7 protein-coding genes are annotated in these 20,676 nt (G+C 74.1%); 3 read left to right on the top strand and 4 right to left on the bottom strand.

The annotated features are described in order from the left end of the window. The first annotated feature begins 109 nt into the window (after positions 1-109). Both DEJ51_RS25245 and DEJ51_RS25240 read left to right on the top strand, forming a co-directional pair. Positions 110-8,131, top strand: a complete 8,022-nt coding sequence (locus DEJ51_RS25245) for a non-ribosomal peptide synthetase (RefSeq protein ID WP_150259902.1) — start codon at positions 110-112, stop codon at positions 8,129-8,131. Further along, entirely contained in the window at positions 8,128-16,224 is an 8,097-nt protein-coding gene (locus tag DEJ51_RS25240; protein ID WP_150259901.1) for a non-ribosomal peptide synthetase, read from the top strand. Before DEJ51_RS25245 ends, DEJ51_RS25240 begins: the two co-directional genes overlap by 4 nt. Before the next feature lie 69 nt (positions 16,225-16,293). On the opposite strand, the gene DEJ51_RS25235 is transcribed toward DEJ51_RS25240, so the two are convergent. Further along, positions 16,294-17,169: an NAD(P)-dependent oxidoreductase gene (locus tag DEJ51_RS25235; protein WP_150259900.1), complete on the bottom strand. Its 876-nt coding sequence runs from the start codon at positions 17,167-17,169 to the stop codon at positions 16,294-16,296. 151 nt (positions 17,170-17,320) lie between these two features. Between DEJ51_RS25235 and DEJ51_RS25230 the strand changes: the two genes are divergently transcribed. After that, entirely contained in the window at positions 17,321-17,896 is a 576-nt protein-coding gene (locus DEJ51_RS25230; protein ID WP_150259899.1) for a TetR/AcrR family transcriptional regulator, read from the top strand. A gap of 214 nt (positions 17,897-18,110) precedes the next feature. Here DEJ51_RS25230 and DEJ51_RS25225 read toward each other — a convergent pair whose 3' ends face one another. The 3 genes from DEJ51_RS25225 to DEJ51_RS25215 form a co-directional block, all read right to left on the bottom strand. Further along, positions 18,111-18,761: a thymidine kinase gene (locus DEJ51_RS25225; RefSeq protein ID WP_150259898.1), complete on the bottom strand. Its 651-nt coding sequence runs from the start codon at positions 18,759-18,761 to the stop codon at positions 18,111-18,113. An 86-nt stretch (positions 18,762-18,847) separates the two neighbouring features. Continuing rightward, entirely contained in the window at positions 18,848-20,050 is a 1,203-nt protein-coding gene (locus tag DEJ51_RS25220; RefSeq protein ID WP_150259897.1) for an alkaline phosphatase family protein, read from the bottom strand. Beyond that, positions 20,050-20,652 (bottom strand): DUF5998 family protein, encoded by a 603-nt coding sequence (locus DEJ51_RS25215; protein WP_150259896.1) that lies wholly within the window; start codon positions 20,650-20,652, stop codon positions 20,050-20,052. Before DEJ51_RS25215 ends, DEJ51_RS25220 begins: the two co-directional genes overlap by 1 nt. Positions 20,653-20,676 lie beyond the last annotated feature (24 nt).

Below are 20,676 nucleotides of genomic sequence, written 5' to 3'. Positions count from 1 at the left end.
ACCCGCCTCCGACTCCGCCCCGGCCACCGTTCCCTTCGCCGCACGTCCTGCACCAACGGGCGGGCGTCCTCACCGGCACACCTCGTCCGCAGCACTCATGGAGACCGTCATGACTTCGCCCACCCTTCCGGATCTGCCCCTGACGGGGGCCCAGAAAGGCATCTGGTTCGACGAGCAGCTGTCGAGCGGTCGGCTCGCGTACAACATGGCCGACTACCTGGACGTCAGCGGGCCGCTCGACGAGCCGCTGCTCCGGCGCGCGCTGGGGCTCGTGCTGGACGAGGCGGAATGCACCCGTGCGCGCTTCTTCGACGTGGGCGGACTGCCGGTGCAGCGGATCGAGCCGCTGGACGGGCTCCCGCTGGAGGTCCTGGACCTCGGCGGGAGCCCGGATCCGGTCGCCGAGGCGCTGCGGCTGATGGACGAGGACCTGCACCGGCCCTTCGAGCTGGCCGGCGGACTGCTCTTCCGCACGGTCCTGTTCCGGGTGTCGCCGGACCGCACCCTGCTCTACCTGGCCATGCACCACCTGCTGTCCGACGGGTACAGCCGGCTGGCGGTCTACCGGCGCCTCAGCGAGGTCTACGGCGCGCTGAGCTCGGGCGAGGAGCCGCCGGGGAACCCGCTGCCCCCGCTGGACCTGCTCCTCCAGGAGGAGGCCGCGTACCTGGAGTCCTCCGCCCTGGAGCGCGACCGGCGTTTCTGGGAGGCCCACCTCGACGGCGCGGCGCAGCCGGTCACCCTCGCCCCCGGCGACCCGGTTCCGGGCACCGGCTTCCTGCGCCGCAGCCATGAACTCGACCCGGCCACCGCCCGCATCCTGCGCGCCGCGGCCTCCGCCGCCCAGGTCACCTGGCCCACCTTCGCCATCGCCGCGGCCGCGGCGTACGTGGGCAAGGCCGCCGGCCGTGACGAGGTGCTGCTGACCCTGCCCATGACGGCCCGGCTGACCGCCACCGCGCGCAACGTGCCCGGCATGGTCGCCAACTACCTGCCGCTCCCGGCCCGCGTCGGGCCCGCGACCACGGTGTCCGAGCTGCTGGGCAGCACCTCGAAGTCGGTCGCCCGCTCGCTGCGCCACCAGCGCTACCCGGCCGAGCGCATCCGCCGCGCCCTCGGCATGCAGGCCGACCGGCGTCCGTTCGGCCCGTTCGTCAACGTGCTCCCGCAGACACCGGAGTTCCGGCTCGGGCCCTGCGAGGCGCGGTTGCACAACCTCTCCACGGGCATCGTCGACGACCTCATGATCACGGTGCTGGACGGCGCCGACGGCAGCCTCGAACTGCACATGAACGGCAACCCCGAGCGCTACTCCGAGTCCGAGGTGGTGAACCACCTCCGCCGTTTCGGGGCGTTCATGCAGAGCCTCGCGGCCGCCGATCCGGCCACGCCGCTGGGCCACCTCGACCTCGTCACCGCGCAGGAGCGCGACCTCCTCCTGGCCACCGGGACCGGTCCGCACGGGGAGCCGCTGGAGGGGGGCGTGGTGGAACTCGTGAGGGAGTTCGCCACGTCCACGCCGGCCGCGCTCGCGATCACGGACGGCGCCACCCAGGCCTCGTACTCCTCGCTGGCGATCTGGGCGGACGAGCTCGCCGAGACGCTGGCATCGGCCGGAGCCGGTCCCGGGACCCTGGTCGGCATCCTCGCCGAGCCGAGCGCCGCCTTCGTCGGAGCCGTCCTGGGCGTCCTGGGCGCGGGTGCGGCCTGGGTCCCCCTGGACGTGCACGCGCCGGCCGCCCGCATCGACGGCCTGATCACCGACGCGCGGATCGGCCACCTGCTCGTCGGGCCCGGTCTGCAGGGCCTCGCGGCGGAGCTCGGCGACGGCGGCGTACGGACCCACCCGCTGCCCGGCGGCCTGACCCCGCACCCGGTGCCGCTGGACGGGCTGCGCGCACCGCTCGGCCTTCCGGACGACCTCGCCTACGTGATCTTCACGTCCGGGTCCACCGGCAAGCCCAAGGGGGCCATGGTCCACCGCCGCGGCATGCTCAACCACCTCGGCGCCAAGATCGACGACCTGGGACTGACCTCCGCCGACCGGGTCGTGCAGAACGCCCCCGTCACCTTCGACGTGTCGGTGTGGCAGATGCTGGCCCCGCTCGTCGTCGGCGGCACCGTCCACGTGGTCCCCCGCGAGGTCGCCGCCGACCCGGACGCGCTGTTCGCCACCACCACCGACGACCACGTCACCGTCCTGGAGGTCGTCCCCACGCTGCTGCGCGCGGCCCTCGACAACTGGGACACCGCTCCCGGCACGCCTGCCGCCCGCAGCCTGCGCTGGCTCGTCGTCACCGGTGAGGCGCTCCCGCCGGACCTCTGCACCCGCTGGTGGCAGCGCTACCCCGCGGTCCCGATGGTCAACGCGTACGGGCCCACCGAATGCTCGGACGACGTCACGCACGCCGTGCTGCGCGCCGGCTCCCCGGTCGGCGCCCGCGTACCCATCGGCGTCCCCGTCCGCAACACCCGGCTCTACGTCCTCGGCGACGACCTGCGGCCCGTGGCCCCCGGTGCGATCGGCGAGCTGCACGTCGGGGGCGAGGGCGTCGGGCGCGGCTACCTCCTGGACCCGGTCAGGACCGCCGCCACCTTCGTCGCCGACCCCTTCGCACCCGCGCCGGGCGCCCGCATGTACCGCACCGGCGACCACGTGGTCCAACGCCCGGACGGACAGCTGGAGTTCCTGGAGCGGCGCGACCACCAGGTGAAGATCCGCGGCCACCGTGTCGAACTCGGTGAGATCGAGGCCGTGCTGCGCTCCCTGCCGCAGGTGGCCGATGTCGCCGTCACCGCTCCCCGGGGCACCGACGGCACCGCGCGACTGGTGGCGTACCTGGTCGCTCCCGGCGCCGAACCGGCGGCCGTCCGGGACGCGCTGGCCGGGCTGCTGCCCTCGTACATGGTCCCGACCTCCTGGGTGCCTCTCGCGGCGCTGCCCCTGACCGCGCACGGCAAGGTCGACCGCCGCGCCCTGCCCGCGCCGGCCGGGCCCGCCGCCCCGGCTCCGGACCCGGTTGCACCGCCCGTCCCGTCCGGCACGGCCGGGCGGCGCGGACCTCACCCCCGCAACCCGGCCGAGCAGGTGCTCCGCGAGGTCTTCGCCCAGGTCCTGGGTCTCGACACGGTCGGCGCGGACGACGCCTTCTTCGCCCTGGGCGGGGACTCCATCAGCTCCATCCAGGTGGTCAGCCGGGCCCGGGCCCGGGGTGTCGTGCTCACCCCCCGCGACGTCTTCACCCTCAAGACCCCGGCCGCCCTCGCCGGCCTCGCGGCGGCCACCGCCGGCGACGCCGGGCCCGCTCCCGCCCTCCCGACGGCCGCCGAGGACGGCGTCGGCGAGGTCGAGCCGACCCCGATCATCGCCCAGCTGGCCGAGGACCTCGGTGGAATCGACGGCCCCGCGGGGCAGTTCAACCAGCACGTCCTGCTCCGCGTGCCCTCCGCGATGACGGCCGGCACCCTCGCCCCCGCGCTGCAGTCCCTGCTCGACCGGCACGACGCGCTGCGCATGACCGTGACCGAGCCCGCCCCCGGCATCTGGACCCTGCACACCGCCGGGCCCGGATCGGTGCCCGCGGGCCCGCTGATCACCACCGTGGACGCCTCCGGCGCCGCCGGCGATCCCGCCGCGCTGGACCGGCTGACCGCCGCCGAGGCCGACGCCGCCCGCACCAGGCTCTCCCCGGCCGACGGGATCATGCTGCAGGCCGTGCTGCTCCACGGCGGCTCCGCCCCCGTCTCGCACCTGCTGCTGCTGGCCCACCACGCCGTCGTCGACGGCGTCTCCTGGCGCATCCTGACGGGCGACCTGGAGGCGGCCTGGACGGCGGCCGCGGCCGGCCGCGCGCCCGCCACGGAGCCGGTCGTGACCTCCTACCGCCGCTGGGCCGCCACCCTCTCCGAGCAGTCCCGCACGTCCGCGCGGATCGCCGAACTGCCCTACTGGCAGGCCCAGCGCGAGGACGAGCCCGCCGTCCTCGGCAGCCGCCCGCTCGACCCGTCCCGGGACACCTACGCCACCGCCGGGCGGCTGCGGCTCGAACTGCCCGCCGACCAGACCGCGGCCCTGCTCACCGCGGTACCGGCCGCCTTCCACGGCGAGATCAACGACGTCCTGCTCGGCGCGCTGGCCCTGGCCGCGGCCGACTGGCGCGGCCGCTCCGCGCAGGACTCCGCCCGGCCCCTGCTGATCGAACTCGAAGGACACGGCCGGGAGCAGATCACCGACGACGTCGACCTCTCCCGTACGGTCGGCTGGTTCACCACCGTCTTTCCCGTCCGCCTCGACCTCGGCACCCTCGACCGGGAGGAGGCCCGGGCCTCGGGTCCGGCGCTCGCCACCGCCGTCAAGCGGGTCAAGGAGCAGCTGCGCGCCGTACCGGACCGCGGGATCGGCTTCGGCCTGCTGCGCCACCTCAACGCGCGCACCGCCCGTCCGCTGGCCACGGCCCCCACCCCGGGCCTCGGCTTCAACTACCTCGGCCGGTTCCGCGTCGACGGGACGGACGGCCCCTGGACCCTCGCCGGCGGTTCCTCGGTCATCGCCACCGGTTTCCACCCGGACACCCCGCTGCGCCACGCCCTGTCGGTCACCCCGGTGACCGAGGACCGCGCCGACGGCCCGCGGCTGGTCGCCGACTGGCTGTGGGCGGACGAGCTCCTCGGCGAGGCCGAGGTCCGTGAGCTCGCCGAGGCCTGGTTCGCGGCCCTGCGCGCCCTCGTGACCCACCTGGACCTGCCCGGAGCCGGCGGCCACACGCCGTCCGACCTGCCCCTGGTGGCACTGGACCAGGAGGAGATCGACGAGATCGAGCACGCCGGGCGGGCTCCGGAGCACACCACGGTCACGGACGTGCTGCCGCTGACGGCGATGCAGCGCGGCATGCTGTTCCAGGCGGAGTTCGACGAGCGGGCGACCGACCTCTACACCCTGCAGGTCGCCGCCGACCTGATCGGGCCGGTGGACGCGGACGCCCTGGAGCGCGCGCTGGCGGCCCTCCTGGAGCGGCATCCCGGTCTCGGCGGAGCCTTCCACCACCGGGACTCGGGCGATCCGGTCTCCGTCCTGCGCGCGGGGGTGCGCGTACCGCTGCGCCGCGTGGACCTGTCCGGGCTCTCGCCCGCCGAGCAGCGGGCCGAGGTGGACCGGCTCGCCGACCGCGACCGGCTGGAGCGCTTCGACATGGCCCGCCCGCCGCTGATGCGCTGGTCCCTCGTACGGCTGGACGAGGAGCGCCACCGCCTCGTCTGGACGCTGCACCACATCCTGGTGGACGGCTGGTCCATGCCCGTCCTGGTGCGTGAACTCCTCGCCTGCTACGAGGGCAGGGGCGCCGCCGGGTCCCTCGCGCCCGCCGTTCCCTTCCGCGCGTACCTCGCCTGGCTCGCCGGCCAGGACCACGACGCGGCCAAGGCGGCATGGGCCACCGCGCTCGCCGGACTGGAGGAGCCGACCCTGCTGTGCGGGGCCGCCCCCGACCGGCTGCCGGCTCCGCCTCAGTCCGTGCCGCTGCGGCTGACGGCGCAGGAGACCGCCGAGCTCTCCGGCTTCGCCGCACGCCAGGGCCTGACCACCAACACGCTCTTCCAGGGCGGCTGGGCCGTACTGCTCGGCCGGCTCACCGGCCGCTCCGACGTGCTGTTCGGCTCGACCGTGTCCACCCGGCCGGCCGCGCTGCCCGGCGTGGAGAACATCGTCGGACCGTTCCTGAACACGCTGCCGGTACGGGTGCTCCTCGACCCCGCCGAGCCCGTCGGCCCGTTCCTGCTGCGGCTCCAGGACGCACAGGCCGCCCTGCGCGACTTCGACCACCTCGGGCTCGCCGAGATGCTCGCCGGCAGTCCGGCGCTGGCCGCGTACGGTGAACCCTTCGACACCGCCCTCGTCTTCGAGAACTTCCCCATGGACGAGGCGGCCGGCGGTGTCACGGCCGGCCGGGGAAGCCTGCGGATCGCCGACGTCACGGCCCGCGACGCCCGCCACTACCCGCTCAGCATGGTCGTCCTGCCGGGCCGGGAGGTCGAGGTCCGCTTCGACTACGCGCCGGACCTCCTGACGCGTGACGAGGTGGCGACGGTCGCCCAGCGCTTCCGCGCGCTGCTCCTGGACCTCGCCGCCGCACCGGACCGGGCCCTCGGCCGGCTCGACGTCCTGACCGGGGACGAGAACGCGCTGCTGCGCAAGTGGAACGACACCGCGAGCGCCACCGACGTCGGCATCCCCGGCGGTGTGGTGGAACGCGTACGCGAGTGCGCGCGGGTCTCCCCCGCCGCCGTCGCCGTCACGGACGGGGAGCACGAGCTCTCCTACGCGGGCCTCGTCCGCTGGTCGGACCGGCTGGCAGGGCGGCTGACCGGGGCCGGGGTGGGCCCCGGCTCCCTCGTCGCGGTGCTGGCCGAGCCCGGCACGGCCTTCGTCGGCTCGGTGCTGGGGGTCCTGCAGGCCGGAGCGGCCTGGGTCCCCCTCGACGTCGGCGCCCCGGTGGCCCGCATCGCCTCGCTGGTCACCGACTCCGGGGCCCGGTGCCTGCTGGTGGGCCCGGGCTGCGGGAAGCTGGCCGCCGAGGTCCTGGACCTGGCCGGTGACGGCCTGAGCACCCTGGAGACGGCCGTCGGGGAGGAGGAGGCCGGGCGGTCGCCGGAGGCTCCGGACGCCCTGGCACGGCCTCTCGGCCTGCCGGACGACCTCGGCTACGTGATCTTCACGTCCGGGTCCACCGGCAAGCCCAAGGGCGCCATGGTCCACCGCCGCGGCATGGAGAACCATCTCCTGGCCAAGGTCGAGGGCCTCGCCCTGGGCGCCGGCGACCGGGTCGTGCAGAACGCCCCCGTCACCTTCGACGTGTCGGTCTGGCAGATGCTGGCCCCGCTCGTCGTCGGCGGCACGGTCCGCGTGGTGCCCCGCGAGGTCGCCGCCGACCCGGACGCGCTGTTCGCCGTCGTGTCGGACAAGGACGTCTCGGTCCTGGAGGTCGTACCGTCCCTGCTCCGCGCCGCCCTCGACACCTGGGACGCGACGGGCCCCGCCGCCGTCCCCGCGCGGCTGCGCCGCCTGGTGGTCACCGGGGAGGCGCTCCCCGCCGACCTGTGCGACCGCTGGTGGGGCCACTTCCCCGCCGTCCCCCTGGTCAACGCGTACGGCCCCACCGAGTGCTCGGACGACGTGACCCACGCCGTGCTCCACGCGGAGGACCGGCCCGGTGCCCGCGTACCGATCGGCGGGGCCGTCCGCAACACCTTCCTCCACGTCCTGGGCGACGAGCTGCGCCCGGTGCCCGCGGGCACCGTCGGCGAGCTGTACGTCGGCGGGGCCGGCGTCGGCCGCGGCTACCTCGGCAGCCCGGCCAGGACCTCCGCGACGTTCGTCGCCGATCCCTTCAGCGGGGCCCCGGGCGCCCGGATGTACCGCACCGGCGACCGCGTGCTGCGCCGGCCGGACGGGCAGCTGGAGTTCGTGGAGCGCCGCGACCACCAGGTCAAGGTGCGGGGCCACCGGATCGAACCCGGCGAGATCGAGGCGGCCCTGCGCAGCCTGCCGGAGGTGGCCGACGCCGTGGTGGTCGCCCTCACGGACCCGTCCCGGGCCACCCGTCTCGTCGCCTACGTCGTGGCACCGGGCACCGAGGACCTCGCCGTCACCCGGGCCGCGCTCGCGCAGGCGCTGCCGGAGTACATGGTCCCGTCCGCCTGGGTCTCCCTGCCCGCCCTGCCGCTGACGGCCCACGGGAAGGTGGACCGCAAGGCCCTGCCCCACCCGGCCGGAGCGGCGGACACGGCGGCCGCCGGGACCCGGCGGGAAGGCCGCGATCCGGTCGAGCGGGCGCTGTGCGCGGTGTTCGCCGAGGTGCTCGGAGTCGAGTCCGTCGGCATCGACGACAACTTCTTCGCCCTCGGCGGGGACTCCATCAGCTCCATCCGGGTCGTGGGCCGGGCCCGCGCCCACGGCATCACGATCACTCCCCGGGACGTCTTCGGGCACCGGACCCCCCTCGCCCTCGCGGCCGTGGCCGCCGCCGGCCGGGCCGTCGTACCGGCGCAGCGGCCTGCCGCCGCCGCTCCGCAGGCGCCGCTGCTGGCGCTGAGCGACGACGAGATGGACGAACTCGACACTGAGCTGGAGTCATGAGAGAGCACACGGTGAAATCCTCCCGAAAGAGCGAGTTCCTGCCGCTCGCGCCGCTGCAGCAGGGCTTCCTGTTCCACGCGGACTTCGTGGAACAGGGCCTCGACCTCCATGTGCTGCAGCTGGTGGCCGACCTGGACGGGCCCCTGGACGAGGACCGGATGCGGGCCGCGGTGGGCGGTCTGCTGGAGGACCACGCCGGTCTGCGGGCCTGCTTCCGGACCCGCCGCAACGGCGAACCGGTCCAGGTCGTCCCGCACGTCGTCGACGTGCCCTGGGAGACCGTGGACCTCGCCGCCCTCGCCGGGGACGAGCAGGCGGCCGAGCTGGCGCGGACCACCGAGGCGGACCGGGTGCGTCCCTTCCGCCTCGACCGGCCGCCGCTGCTGCGCTGCACCCTCGTACGGCTGGGCGGACACCGGTTCCGGCTGCTGCTGACGGTCCACCACATCGTCCTCGACGGCTGGTCGATGCCGATCATGCTGGACGACCTGTTCACCCGGTACGCGACCGGGCAGGCGGCTTCCGGTTCCCTCCCCGCGCCGCACTACCGCGACTACCTCGCCTGGCTCGGGCGGCAGGACCGGGACGCGGCCCGCGACGCGTGGCGCTCCGCCCTGGCCGGGGTGGAGGAGCCCACCCACGTCGCCCTGCCCGACCCGTCCGGCACCCCGTCGCTCCCCCGGGCGGTGAGCACCGCCCTCGGCCCCGCGGAGACCGCACGCCTCACGGAATGGGCCCGCTCCCGCGAGCTGACCCTGGGCACGGTGGTCCAGGGCTGCTGGGGCATGCTCGTCGGCCACCTGACCGGCCGTACCGACGTGGTGTTCGGCATGGTGGACTCCGGGCGCCCGGCCGAACTGCCCGGCGTGGAGGCGATGGTCGGCATGTTCGCCAACACCCTGCCCGCCCGGGTCCTCCTGGACTCCTCGCGCACCGTGGCCGAGTTGCTCACCGGCTTCCAGGACCGGCAGAGCGAGCTGCTCCCCCACCGCCACCTCGGCCTTGCCGAAGTACAGGAACTCGGCGGAGTGGGCGGCCTGTTCGACACCGCCGTGATGTTCCAGAACTACCCCAGGACCGACGCCGCCGCCTTCACCGCCCTGACCGGCCTGGTACTGCGCCGCTCCGAGATCCGCAACGCGACCGAGTTCCCGCTGAGCCTGGTCGCGCTGCCCGGGACCGAACTGGAGCTGACGGTCCAGTACCGTCCGGACCTCTTCGGAGCCGTGGAGGCCGACCTGCTGGTGCGCCGTCTCGCCGGCCTGCTCGCCCGGGTGCCGGCCGCAGCGGACCTGCCGCTCGGCCGGCTCGAACTGATCGAGCCGGAGGAACGGGAGCTGGTCCTGCGGACCTACAACCGGACCGCCTCGCCCGCACCGGCCGGGCTGCTCCCGGAGCTGATCGCCCTGCGCGCCGCGGCGGAGCCCGGCCGGGTCGCCGTGGAGTGCGGGGACGAGTCCCTGACGGCCGCCGCCCTGGAGGACCGCGCCGACCGCCTCGCGCGTCTGCTGATCAGCCGCGGCACCCGGACCGGCCGCCTGGTGGCGCTCGCGCTGCCGCGCTCCGCCGACCTGGTGGTCGCCGCGCTGGCCGTGCTCAAGACCGGCGCGGCCTACCTGGCCGTCGATCCCGGTCATCCCGCCGACCGCGTCGGCCTCATGCTCGACGACGCGGCACCCGCCGTGCTGCTGAGCACCGCGGACACGGCGCAGGCCCTGCGGTGGACGGGTGCCACCGTCCTGCTCGACGACGCGGACACCGCGGCGGAGCTGCTCCGGCAGCCCGCCGGGCCGGTCTCCGACACCGAACGCGGCGGACGCCTGAGCCCGGACCTCCCGGCGTACGTGATCTACACCTCCGGTTCGACGGGCCGCCCCAAGGGGGTCGTCGTCCCGCACGGCGCCTTCGTCAACCTCGTCGACGACATGGCCCGCCGCATGGCCGTCACCGGGCAGGACCGCCTCCTCGCCGTGACGACCTTCGGGTTCGACATCGCCATGCTGGAGCTGTTCGTACCGCTGCTCGCCGGCGCCGGCCTCGTCCTCGCGGACCGGGCCACCGTCCAGGACCCGGCGGCTCTCGCGGCCGCCATCACCGCGGGCGGCGCCACCGTCGTACAGGCCACGCCGAGCCACTGGCAGGCCCTCGTCGCCACGGCCCCCGAATGCCTCGCGGGCCTTCGCCTGCTGACCGGCGGGGAGGCGCTCGGCGAGCCGCTGGCCGCCGCGCTCGTGGAGGCCGCCGCCACCGTCCTCAACGTGTACGGCCCCACCGAGACCACCATCTGGTCCACCGCCTCCGTCCTCGACGGCACCCGCCCGGGTGCCCCGTCCATCGGCCGGCCCATCGCGAACACCCAGGTGTACGTCCTGGACCAGGCCCTGCGGCCGGTCTCCCGCGGGGTCGTCGGCGAGCTGTACATCGCCGGCACCGGCCTGGCCCACGGCTACCTGGGCCGCCCCTCGCTGACGGCCGAGCGGTTCGTCGCCGACCCCTACGGACCCGGCGGAACCCGGATGTACCGTACGGGCGACCTGGTCCGCTGGGGCTCCGACGGGCAGCTCGACTACGTCGGCCGGGTCGACCACCAGGTGAAGGTACGCGGCTACCGCATCGAGCTCGGCGAGATCGAGACCGTGCTGACCGAACTGCCCGAGGTCGCACGGGCCGTGGTCGCCGCCCGCGAGGTCGGCGCCGGCGACACCCGGCTCGTCGCCTACCTGGTACCGGAGGCGGACACCGGCGGGAGCGCGCCGGTCCTGGACGGCGCGGCCGTCCGGGAGCGGATCAGGGGCGCCCTGCCCGAGTACATGGTCCCCTCGGTGTTCGTGCTGCTCGACACCTTCCCGCTGACCCCCAGCGGCAAGGTCGACCGCAAGGCGCTGCCCGCGCCCGAGCTGGAGCGGACCGTCGGCCGGGAGGCCGACGGCCCTGCCGAGGACATCCTGCGCGGGCTGTTCGCCGATGTCCTCGGACTGCCCGAAGTGGGCGTGGACGACGACTTCTTCGCCCTCGGCGGACACTCCCTGCTGGCCACCCGGCTGGTGAGCCGGGTGCGCGGGGCCCTCGGCGCCGAACTGTCGGTGCGGGCCCTGTTCGAGTGCCCGACCCCGGCGGCGCTCGCGGCCCGTCTGGTCACCACGCCGTCCGCCCGCACCCCGCTGCGTGCCGGTCCCCGGCCCGGATTCCTGCCGCTGTCGCACATGCAGCGCCGTATGTGGTTCCTCAACCGGCTGGCGCCCGAGGCCGGCGGCTACCACATCCCCCTCGCGGTCCGGCTGCGCGGCGCTCTCGACCGCGACGCCCTGCGGGCCGCCCTGGGCGACGTGAGCGAGCGCCACGAGGTGCTGCGGACCGTCTTCCCGGCCATCGGCGAGGAGCCGGGCCAGGTCGTACGGGAGGCGGAGGAGGCCCGGCAGGCCCTGGACGCCGTCCCGGTACCGGGCGGTGAGCCGGAACTGGCAGCGCTTCTCGACGCGGAGGCCGACCGGCCCTTCGACCTGACCCGCGACCTGCCGCTGCGCGCCCGGCTCTTCTCGCTCGGCGAGCGCGACCACGTGCTGCTGCTGGTCGTGCACCACATCGCCTTCGACGGCTGGTCCGTCCCGGTGCTGGCCGCGGACGTCGCCCGCGCCTACCGCGCCCGGACCGCGGGCGACGTCCCGGACCAGGCCGGACTGCCGGTGCAGTACGCCGACTTCTCCCTCTGGCAGGAGCGGGTGCTGGGCTCCGGGGACGACCCCGACAGCCTGCTCAGCCGACAGCTGGCCTACTGGACCGAGGCCCTGCGCGGCATTCCGGAGGAGCTGGCCCTGCCGAGCGACCACCCGCGGCCGCCGATCGCGAGCTACGCCGGTGACGTCGTACCGTTCACCGTCCCCGCCGGGCTCCACGAGGGGATCGTCAAGCTGGCCCGCGCGTCGGGCGTCAGCCCCTTCATGGTCGTCCAGGCCGCCCTCGCCGCCACCCTCGGCAAGCTGGGGGCCGGCACCGACATCCCGCTCGGTTCGCCCATCGCGGGCCGCACCGACGAGGCCCTGCACGACCTGGCCGGCTTCTTCGTCAACACCCTCGTCCTGCGCACCGACACCAGCGGTGACCCCACCTTCCAGCAGCTGCTGCACCGGGTCCGGGAGGCCGACCTGGGTGCGTTCCAGCACCAGGACCTGCCGTTCGAGCGGCTGGTGGACGCGCTGAGCCCGGTCCGGTCGCTGTCACGGCAGCCCCTGTTCCAGGTGATGCTGGCCTTCCAGAACACCGCCCGTCCGGAGTTCGACCTCCCCGGCCTGGAGTCCGAGTTCGTCGAATCCGGTTCCACGGCGGCCAAGTTCGACCTCGTCTTCGAGTTCACCGAGGGCGGCCCCGGCGAAGGCCTGGCGGGGCGCCTGGAGTTCGCGACGGACCTGTACCGGCGCACCACCGCGCAGCTGCTCGCCACCTCCTTCCTGCGTCTGCTCGAAGCGGCCGTCACCACCCCCGCCGCGCCGCTCAGCCGCCTGGACGTGCTCGACGCACGGGAGCGGAGCCTGCTGCTGGACGACTGGAGCACGGGCTCCCGTACCGCCGTGGAGTCCGACGACACCATGCCCGGCCTCTTCGAGGGCTGGGCCGCCCGCCGGGCCGGGCATCCCGCGTTCGTCTCGGAGGAGGTCACGCTCGGCTACCGGGAGCTGGACGAGCGGGCCAACAGGCTCGCCCGCGAACTCGTGGACCGCGGGGCGGGTCCGGGGCGTTTCGTGGCCCTGGTGCTGCCCCGGTCGCCCGAGCTGGTGGTCTGCGTACTGGCGGTGCTCAAGTCCGGTGCCGCGTACCTGCCCGTCGACCCGGCCTACCCCGTCGACCGCATCACCCACATGCTGACCGACTCCGGGGCGCACCTGCTGGTCACCTCGGCCGCGGTGCTCGCTTCCGGAGCCCTGCCGCCGGAGGGCGCCGGCGGGGCGCGGCGCCTCGTCCTGGACGACCCGGACACCCGGACGCTGATCGCGGGCCGCTCCGCGGCCGGGCTCGGCGACGCCGAGCGCGTCCGCCCGCTGACCTCGCGGGATCCCGCCTACCTCATCTACACGTCCGGTTCCACGGGCCTGCCCAAGGGCGTGCTGGTCTCCCACGGCACCGCGACGGCGCTCGCGGCCGACCACCGGGAGCGGTTCGGGGTGGGGCCCGACACCCGGGCCCTGCAGTTCGCGACCTTCAGCTTCGACGCGGCCGTGTGGGAGCTGTGCGTCTCCCTGCTCGTCGGCGGCACCCTGGTACAGGTCCCGGACGACCAGAGGGCCGGCCTGCCGCTGGCCGAGTTCATCACCCGGCACCGGGTCACCATCGCCCTGTTGCCGCCCGTGGTGATGGACGCCTTCCCCGAGGAGACGCGCCTGCCCGAAGGGCTGGTGATGACGGTCGGCGGAGCGGCGATGACCCCGGAGCTCGTCGAGCGCTGGGCGCCCGTGACCCGGCTGCACAACCTCTACGGCCCGACCGAGAACACCGTGGTCACCACCGCGAGCGACCGGATCACCGGCGGCCGCCCGCCGATCGGCCGGCCCATCGCCGGCCACCGCGCCTACGTCCTCGACGGGAACCTGGCCCCCGTGCCGGCCGGCGTCGTCGGTGAGCTGTACGTGGGCGGCACGGGTCTGGCCATCGGCTACGTGAACCGGCCCGGCGTGAGCGCCGAGCGGTTCGTCGCCGATCCGTACGGACCGGCCGGCTCCCGGATGTACCGGACCGGCGACCTCGTGCGCTGGCGCGGCGACGGCAACCTCGACTACCTCGGCCGCTCGGACCAGCAGGTCAAGGTCCGCGGCTTCCGCATCGAGCTCGGCGAGATCGAGAGCGTCCTGCTGGAACACCCGCGGATCGCGCAGGCCGTGGTCGTCGCCCGGGAGGACCGGCCGGGCGTGCAGACCCTCGTCGCCTATCTGGTGACCGTCCCCGGCACCACCGCCGAGGACGGCGACGTACGCGGCCTGCTCGCCCAGCGGCTGCCCGACTACATGGTGCCGTCCGCGCTGGTCACGCTGCCCGAACTGCCGGTGACCGTGAACGGCAAGATCGACCGGGAGGCGCTGCCCGCGCCCGGCCTCCGCGCGGCGGCCGGCCGTGCGGCCGTCACCGAGACCGAGAAGACCCTGGTGCGGGCGTTCGCCGACGTACTCGGGCTCGACGCGGTCGGCGCGGACGACGACTTCTTCTCCCTCGGCGGCAACAGCATCGGCACCGTCCAGGTGGTGGCCCGGGCCGCGAAGAACGGGCTGGAGCTCACCGTGGCCGAGGTGTTCACCCGGCGGACGGCCGCCGCGCTCGCCGCCCTCGTCGACGGGCGCACGGCGGTCGCCGGGCACCTGAACCGGCAGCTGCGGGCCGGTGCGCTCGGCGAGGACCCGCGGGACGCGTTCGCGCCCGTGCTCGCGATCCGGCCCACCGGCTCGCTTCCTCCGCTGTTCTGCGTGCACGGCGGTCTGGGCACGAGCCTGCCCTACCTCGGGCTGGCCGGGTACGTCGACGAGCGCAGGCCGATCATCGGGCTCCAGGCGCCCCAGGTGAGCGGGGCCGAGCCGGAGCCGAGCGTCGGGGCGCAGGCCGAGTCGTACCTGCGGCGCATCCGGGAGGTGCAGCCCGAGGGCCCGTACCACCTGCTGGGCTGGTCCTTCGGCGGACTGCTCGCCCACGAACTGGCCGTCCGGCTGAGGGCCGACGGCGACGAGGTCGCCTTCCTCGCCAACCTGGACGCGTTCCCGTACGACCGTGCGCTCGACGGGCCGCTGCCCGACCGCGGCGAGCTGCTCGGCCGGTTCCTGGAGTACCTCGGGGAGGAACAGGCGCAGGCGGCCGGTGAAGCACGGGACCCGGCGGCGGTCGCCGGGATCCTGCGGCGCCACGGCGGCGCATTCGGCTCGCTGACCGAGCAGGACGTCGAACGCCTGGTGACGGTGATGCGCCACCACGTCGAACTCGCCGAGCGCTTCGAACCCGGCCGCTTCGACGGCGACATGACGCTGTTCGTCGCGACCTCCGGACGGTCGGCGGCGGACGTGGAGAGCGCGGCCGGCCGCTGGGACGGACACGTCGCCGGAACCGTACGGGTCCATGAACTCCCCTACGCCCACGAATATCTGATGCATCCGGAACCGCAGGCCGAGGTCGGTGCGATCGTCGACGCGGAGCTGCGGCGGACCGACCGCCCCACCCGAGGGAACGCACCCATGAGCACACTCGTCAAAAGTCCGCCCGTGGAGGCCGGCCCCGGCCCGGACCCGGATCCGGACCCTGCCCCGGTTCCCGCCCCCGCGCCCCGCGCGGCGGTCACGAAGGGCCACCCCCTCACGGAGACGTTCGCGCTGGCGGGCAGGCGGCTGCGCCATCTGCGCCGCACGCCGGGACGGCTCGTCGGGATCGTGCTCAACCCGCTGGTGATGCTGCTGGCGGTGGGCTACCTCTTCAAGGAGGCGATCGTGGCGCCCCAGGGGGGCGACTACCAGGAGTACCTGATGGCGGGCATCGCGGTGCAGGTCGCGCTGGCCGGCATCGGGCCGACCGCGATCAGCATCGCCATGGACCTGCGGGCGGGACTGATGGACCGCTTCCGCTCGCTGCCCATCTCGCGGGCCGCGGTGCTGGTCGCTCATGCGCTGGGCGACCTGCTGGTCGGCCTGGGTGTCCTCGCGGTGATCACGCTGGTCGGACTCGGCATCGGCTGGCGTCCGCACGGCGACCCGCTCTCCGTGGCGGCCGGTTTCGCTGTGGCCGGCGGGTTCATCTTCCTCATGGTCTGGGTCGGCATCACGCTCGGGATGATGGTCAGGAACATCGAGTCCATCGACTCGATCGGCGCCCTGATCCTGGTCGTCTGCACCTTCCTGTCGAACGCGGTCTTCCCGGCCGCGTCCATGCCGGGCTGGCTGCGCCCCGTCGTCGAGTGGAACCCGATCAGCGCGGTGGCCGACTCCTGCCGCCACCTGTGGGGCAACCCCACGGCGCAGAGCACGAGCTTCCCGGGCGAGCACCCGCACCTGGTCGTGGCCATGTGGTTCGCGGTGCTGCTGGTCGGCACGGTGTGGGCGAGCCTGAGCCGCTTCCGCCGGGCTGCCGTGTAACCCCCCGACCGGGCTGCGGAGTTGCCGGCCCCCGGGCGGCTCCGCAGCCCGCTCCCCGCAGCCGGCCGGTCAGACCCGGTTCTTCCTGAGCAGCTCGACCAGGCTGGAGAAGCTGTCCGCCTCGTGCCCGGCGCTCATGCCGCGACGGAAGAGGTCGACCACGGCGGCCGGCAGCGCGGTGTCGACACCCGCCTCGGCGTTGGTGTGCAGGACGTGCTCGACACTGGCCATACCCATGGCCAGCCGGTCCACGTCACCGCTGTGGTCGCCCGCGTCGATCCGCTTCGTGTAGAACGCGAGGAAGTCCGGCATCGCGTTCATGGTCTCGATGGCGTGCGGGAGGACGTCCTCCGCCGTGAGACCGTTGGCGTCGGCGAGGGCGATGGCCTGCCAGTAGCTCAGCATGGACGTCCAGAACATCACCATGCCGATCTGGTACATGAGCGCGGCGATGCCGGGCTCCTCGCCCCGGTAATCGGTGGTGGTCAGGGCCTCAAGGGTGGAGCGGTACCGCTCGAAGGCCTCGCGCGGGCCGCTGTAGAAGGTGTACGAGTCCCGGTTGCCGATGCCCGACGGCGGAACGGTGACGCCACCGGTGATGTGGACACCGCCGTGCTCGGCGATCCAGCGGGCACCCGCGCGGGTCTTCTCCGGGGTGTCGGAGCTGAGGTTGACGATCACGCGGCCGGCCAGCGCGCCGGTCGCGGGCTCCAGTACCGCGTACATCGCCTCGTAGTCGGTGAGGCTGAGGATCACGAGATCGTTGGTCCTGAGGGCGTCCTCGATGCTGCCCGCGAGCACGGCCCCGCCGGCAACGAGGGCGTCGGCGCGGGAAGCGGTGCGGTTCCAGACGGTGACGGCGTGGCCGGCGTCGAGGAAGGCGCGGGCCATGGCCTGCCCCATGGGGCCGAGTCCGACAACGGTCACGGGCTGCTTGGTGCTCACTGGGAAGTCCTCCGCGTTGTGTGTACGGCGCTTCACTGGACGGCGTCGGCGAACTCACTGAGGCAGCGAGTAAAACGAACGCTCTATCTAGCGGCTCGCCGGAAACGTAACACACATCTAGAACGAACGCTCTATCCAGTACTCTGGGGGCATGGAGACCCAGACAGGCACCCGGGACCGGATCGTCATCGCGGCGGCAGGTCTGCTGCAGCGCCAGGGATACGTAGGCACGGCCATCAAGCAGATCGCCAAGGAGGCGGGCGCCACGCTCGGCTCCGTCTACCACTTCTTCCCCGGCGGCAAGGAAGCCGTTGCGGTCGCCGCGATCAAGCACGGCGAAGGGGAGTTCGCGAGCATCCTCAGCGCCGCGCTGGACAGCAAGGAGGAGCCGGGCGCGGCCATCGACGCCTGCGCCCGCCGACTGGCCGAAAGCCTGCGGGAGTCGGACTGGACCGACGGCTGTCCCGTCACCGCGGCGGCCCTGGAGACACTGGGCACCGACTCCGAGATCCAGCAGGCGTGCGCCGCCGCCCTGCGCAACTGGGAGCACCTGGTCTCCCAGCGCCTGCTCCGCTCGGGCTTCTCCCCCTCGGACGCCCGCCACCTGGCCACCACGGTCATCAGCGCCCTGGAAGGTGCCGAAGTGTCCTCCCAGGTCCGCCGCAGCGAGGAACCCCTGCGCACGACGGGCCGCCACCTCGCCCGCCTGGTCGACTCCTACCGGTAGGCATGACCGGGCCGGACGCCCGTCGCAACCGGCCCGGACATGCCGAAGGCCCAGGCGGGAAACCTGGGCCTGCTCGGCCGGTCGGGGTCAGGCAGCCCGGGCCGGGGGCCGCAGCGGGGGCTCCCCGGCCGGCGACGCGGACGCCGGGACCGGCCGTGCCGGGCGGCGCACCGTCACCGGACCGGCACCGCGAAGGGGACGCGCGGACGGGTCGTCAGCCGGAGGCGACCGGCAGCACGTCCGGCGACAGCGACCCCGCCCGCGACGCGGCGCTCGTCATCCGCTTGCGGTGATGGCGGCGGCACAGGACCTCGTACCCGATCTCCTCCGCCGGGCGGTTCACGTCGCCGACCACGACCTGGGCGCCCTCGACGACCATCTCCCCGCCCACCGTACGGGCGTTGTGCGTGGCGCGGGCCCCGCACCAGCACAGGGCCTCCACCTGGAGCTGCTCCAGACGGTCCGCCAGCTCGATCAGCCGCTGCGAGCCCGGGAACAGCTTCGTCCGGAAGTCCGTGGTGATGCCGAAGGCGAAGACGTCCAGGCCGAGGTCGTCGACGACGCGCGCCAGCTGGTCGATCTGTTCGGGCGCCAGGAACTGGGCCTCGTCCACGATCACGTAGTCGGCCCTGCCGCCCTTGGAGATCTGGGCGACCAGGTACGCGTACAGGTCCATGCCCTCCGGCGCCTCGACCGCCTCCGTCACCAGACCCAGCCGCGAGGACAGCTTGCCCTCGCCCGCGCGGTCGTCACGGGTGAAGATCACGCCCTGGAGTCCCCGCGCATCGCGGTTGTGCGCGATCTGGAGCGCCAGGGTGCTCTTTCCGCAGTCCATCGTTCCGGAGAAGAACACCAGCTCGGGCATGGGGGTACGGGACCTTTCCGGTCGTGGGCAGGAGACTTGCGTGTGCGGTGCGGTGCGGTGTGCGGCGGACGGTCGGCCGGCGAGGGTCAGGTGCGGACTTCGAGCAGCGGCACGAGCTGCTCCGCCGCCGTCATGGAGCCGTGCATTCCGGCCAGGGCGGACTCGTTCGGCTCGTTGCGCGAGGCAGTGATCGCGACATCGGCCTGGGCGGCCGCCACCACGTCGCCGATGCGCCCGAGCACGCGCTCGTCGCACTCCCCCGGCGGGCCGAACCAGCCCAGTTCCAGGGCCTCGGCGCGGCTCGCGACCCAGAACCGGTCTCCGAGCACCTCGCGCCACACGGTCAGTACGTCGGCCTCGGCGCCCGGCACCGCGTACACGTGCCGGGCGCGGCCCTCGCCGCCCAGCAGGGCGACGCCGGCGCTCAGCTCCCAGTCCTCGTCGAAGTCGATCCGGGAGTCCTCGTCGAAGGGGACGTCGACCATGCCGTGGTCCGCGGTCACGTACAGGGCGGTGCGCGGCGGCAGCTGCTCGGCGAGCCGCTGCACCAGCCGGTCCACGTACATCAGCTGGCCGCGCCACGCGTCGGAGTCCACGCCGTGCCGGTGGCCGGCTCCGTCGAGCTCGCTGTAGTAGGTGTAGACGAGCGAGCGGTCGCCGGCCGCGAGACGCTCGGCCGCCAGGTCCATGCGCTCCTCGCCGGTCATCCGGCCGAGGAAGGTGCCGCCGCTCAGCGCGACCTTGGTGAGCGGGGTGCTCTGGAAGGCGGGTGAGGACACCTGGGCGGTCGCCACCCCCGCCTTGTCGGCCTGCTGGAAGACGGTCGGGTACGGCTGCCAGGGCTTCGGCGAGGTCCACGGGTGCCAGCGGAGCTGGTTCATGAGTTCGCCGGTGGCGGGGTTGCGGACGGCGTAGCCGGGCAGGCCGTGACGGGCCGGCGGCAGGCCGGTGCCGACGGAGGCGAGCGAGGTGGCGGTGGTCGCCGGGAAGCCCGCGGTGATCGGGCGGCCGGTGCCGCCGCGCGAGCTGCCGAGCAGGGAGGTGAGGTACGGGGCCTCGTCCGGGTGGGCCTTGATCTGCTCCCAGCCCATGCCGTCGACCAGGAACACACAGTTCCGGTCGGCCGGGGCCAGCTCTGCGATGGCAGCGGTGAATCCGGGGACGCCCTGGCCCGCCACGAGCGTGGGCAGCAGGTCGGCGAGCGACCCGGCGCCGTACTCCGGGACGGGGGCGCCGGCCAGGTCCAGCAGTTCCGGCTCGGGCCACTCCTGTGCCGCGGAGTACGCCATCAGCGGGCGGAGGTGGCGCTGGACGTCGCCGCTGTGGCTTCGGAGAGTGCCTGCGCGAAGACCAGGGTCTGGCGCACCGCCTCCGGGCCGTCGCCGGCCTCGCTGACCCGCAGGCTGAGGTCGTCGGCGGTGGAGTTGCCGGTGTAACCGTGGTCGGAGTCGCAGTTCGGGTCGCCGCAGGCGGCCGGCTCCAGGTCGATCCGGGAGACCGCGCCCCAGCCGATGGTCAGGACGACCTCGCGGGGCAGGGTGCCGGGCGTGTAGGACTCCGGGTTGGCGACGACGCGGCTGAGCACCACGGAGGAGATGCTGGACAGCTTGACCGACTCGGTGGAGGTGGTCGCGTACGGAGACGGGGACCCCGCGTCGGCGGCCTGCTCGTCGGTGTGGCTGACGATGAAGCGGTTGCCAGTCAGGACCAGCACGGTGACGTGGCGGCGTACCTCGTTGGAGTCGAAGGTCGTCTCCTGGTGGACCAGGTACGACGAGATCGGCTCGCCGCCCACCGCGGCCTCCACGGCCTCGGCCACGAGGGCCGGGTAGTAGCCGCTGCGCTCGATCGCCGTGCGCAGCCCCTGGGTCGTCGTACCGGATTTCGCCATGAGGTCCATCCTAAGGCCCGTACG

This window comes from Streptomyces venezuelae (assembly GCF_008642275.1).
Taxonomy (GTDB): Bacteria; Actinomycetota; Actinomycetes; order Streptomycetales; family Streptomycetaceae; genus Streptomyces; species Streptomyces venezuelae_E.
Note: the sequence above shows the minus strand (reverse complement) of the source record. Positions and strands in the feature narration are given on the sequence as shown.

What these genes read in the sequence shown, in the direction of transcription:
- DEJ51_RS25245 (WP_150259902.1), top strand. Translation starts at nt 110, where the DNA reads ATGACTTCGCCCACCCTTCCGGATCTGCCCCTGACGGGGGCCCAGAAA.
- DEJ51_RS25240 (WP_150259901.1), top strand. Translation starts at nt 8,128, where the DNA reads ATGAGAGAGCACACGGTGAAATCCTCCCGAAAGAGCGAGTTCCTGCCG.
- DEJ51_RS25230 (WP_150259899.1), top strand. Translation starts at nt 17,321, where the DNA reads ATGGAGACCCAGACAGGCACCCGGGACCGGATCGTCATCGCGGCGGCA.
- DEJ51_RS25225 (WP_150259898.1), bottom strand. Translation starts at nt 18,761, where the DNA reads ATGCCCGAGCTGGTGTTCTTCTCCGGAACGATGGACTGCGGAAAGAGC.
- DEJ51_RS25220 (WP_150259897.1), bottom strand. Translation starts at nt 20,050, where the DNA reads ATGGCGTACTCCGCGGCACAGGAGTGGCCCGAGCCGGAACTGCTGGAC.
- DEJ51_RS25215 (WP_150259896.1), bottom strand. Translation starts at nt 20,652, where the DNA reads ATGGCGAAATCCGGTACGACGACCCAGGGGCTGCGCACGGCGATCGAG.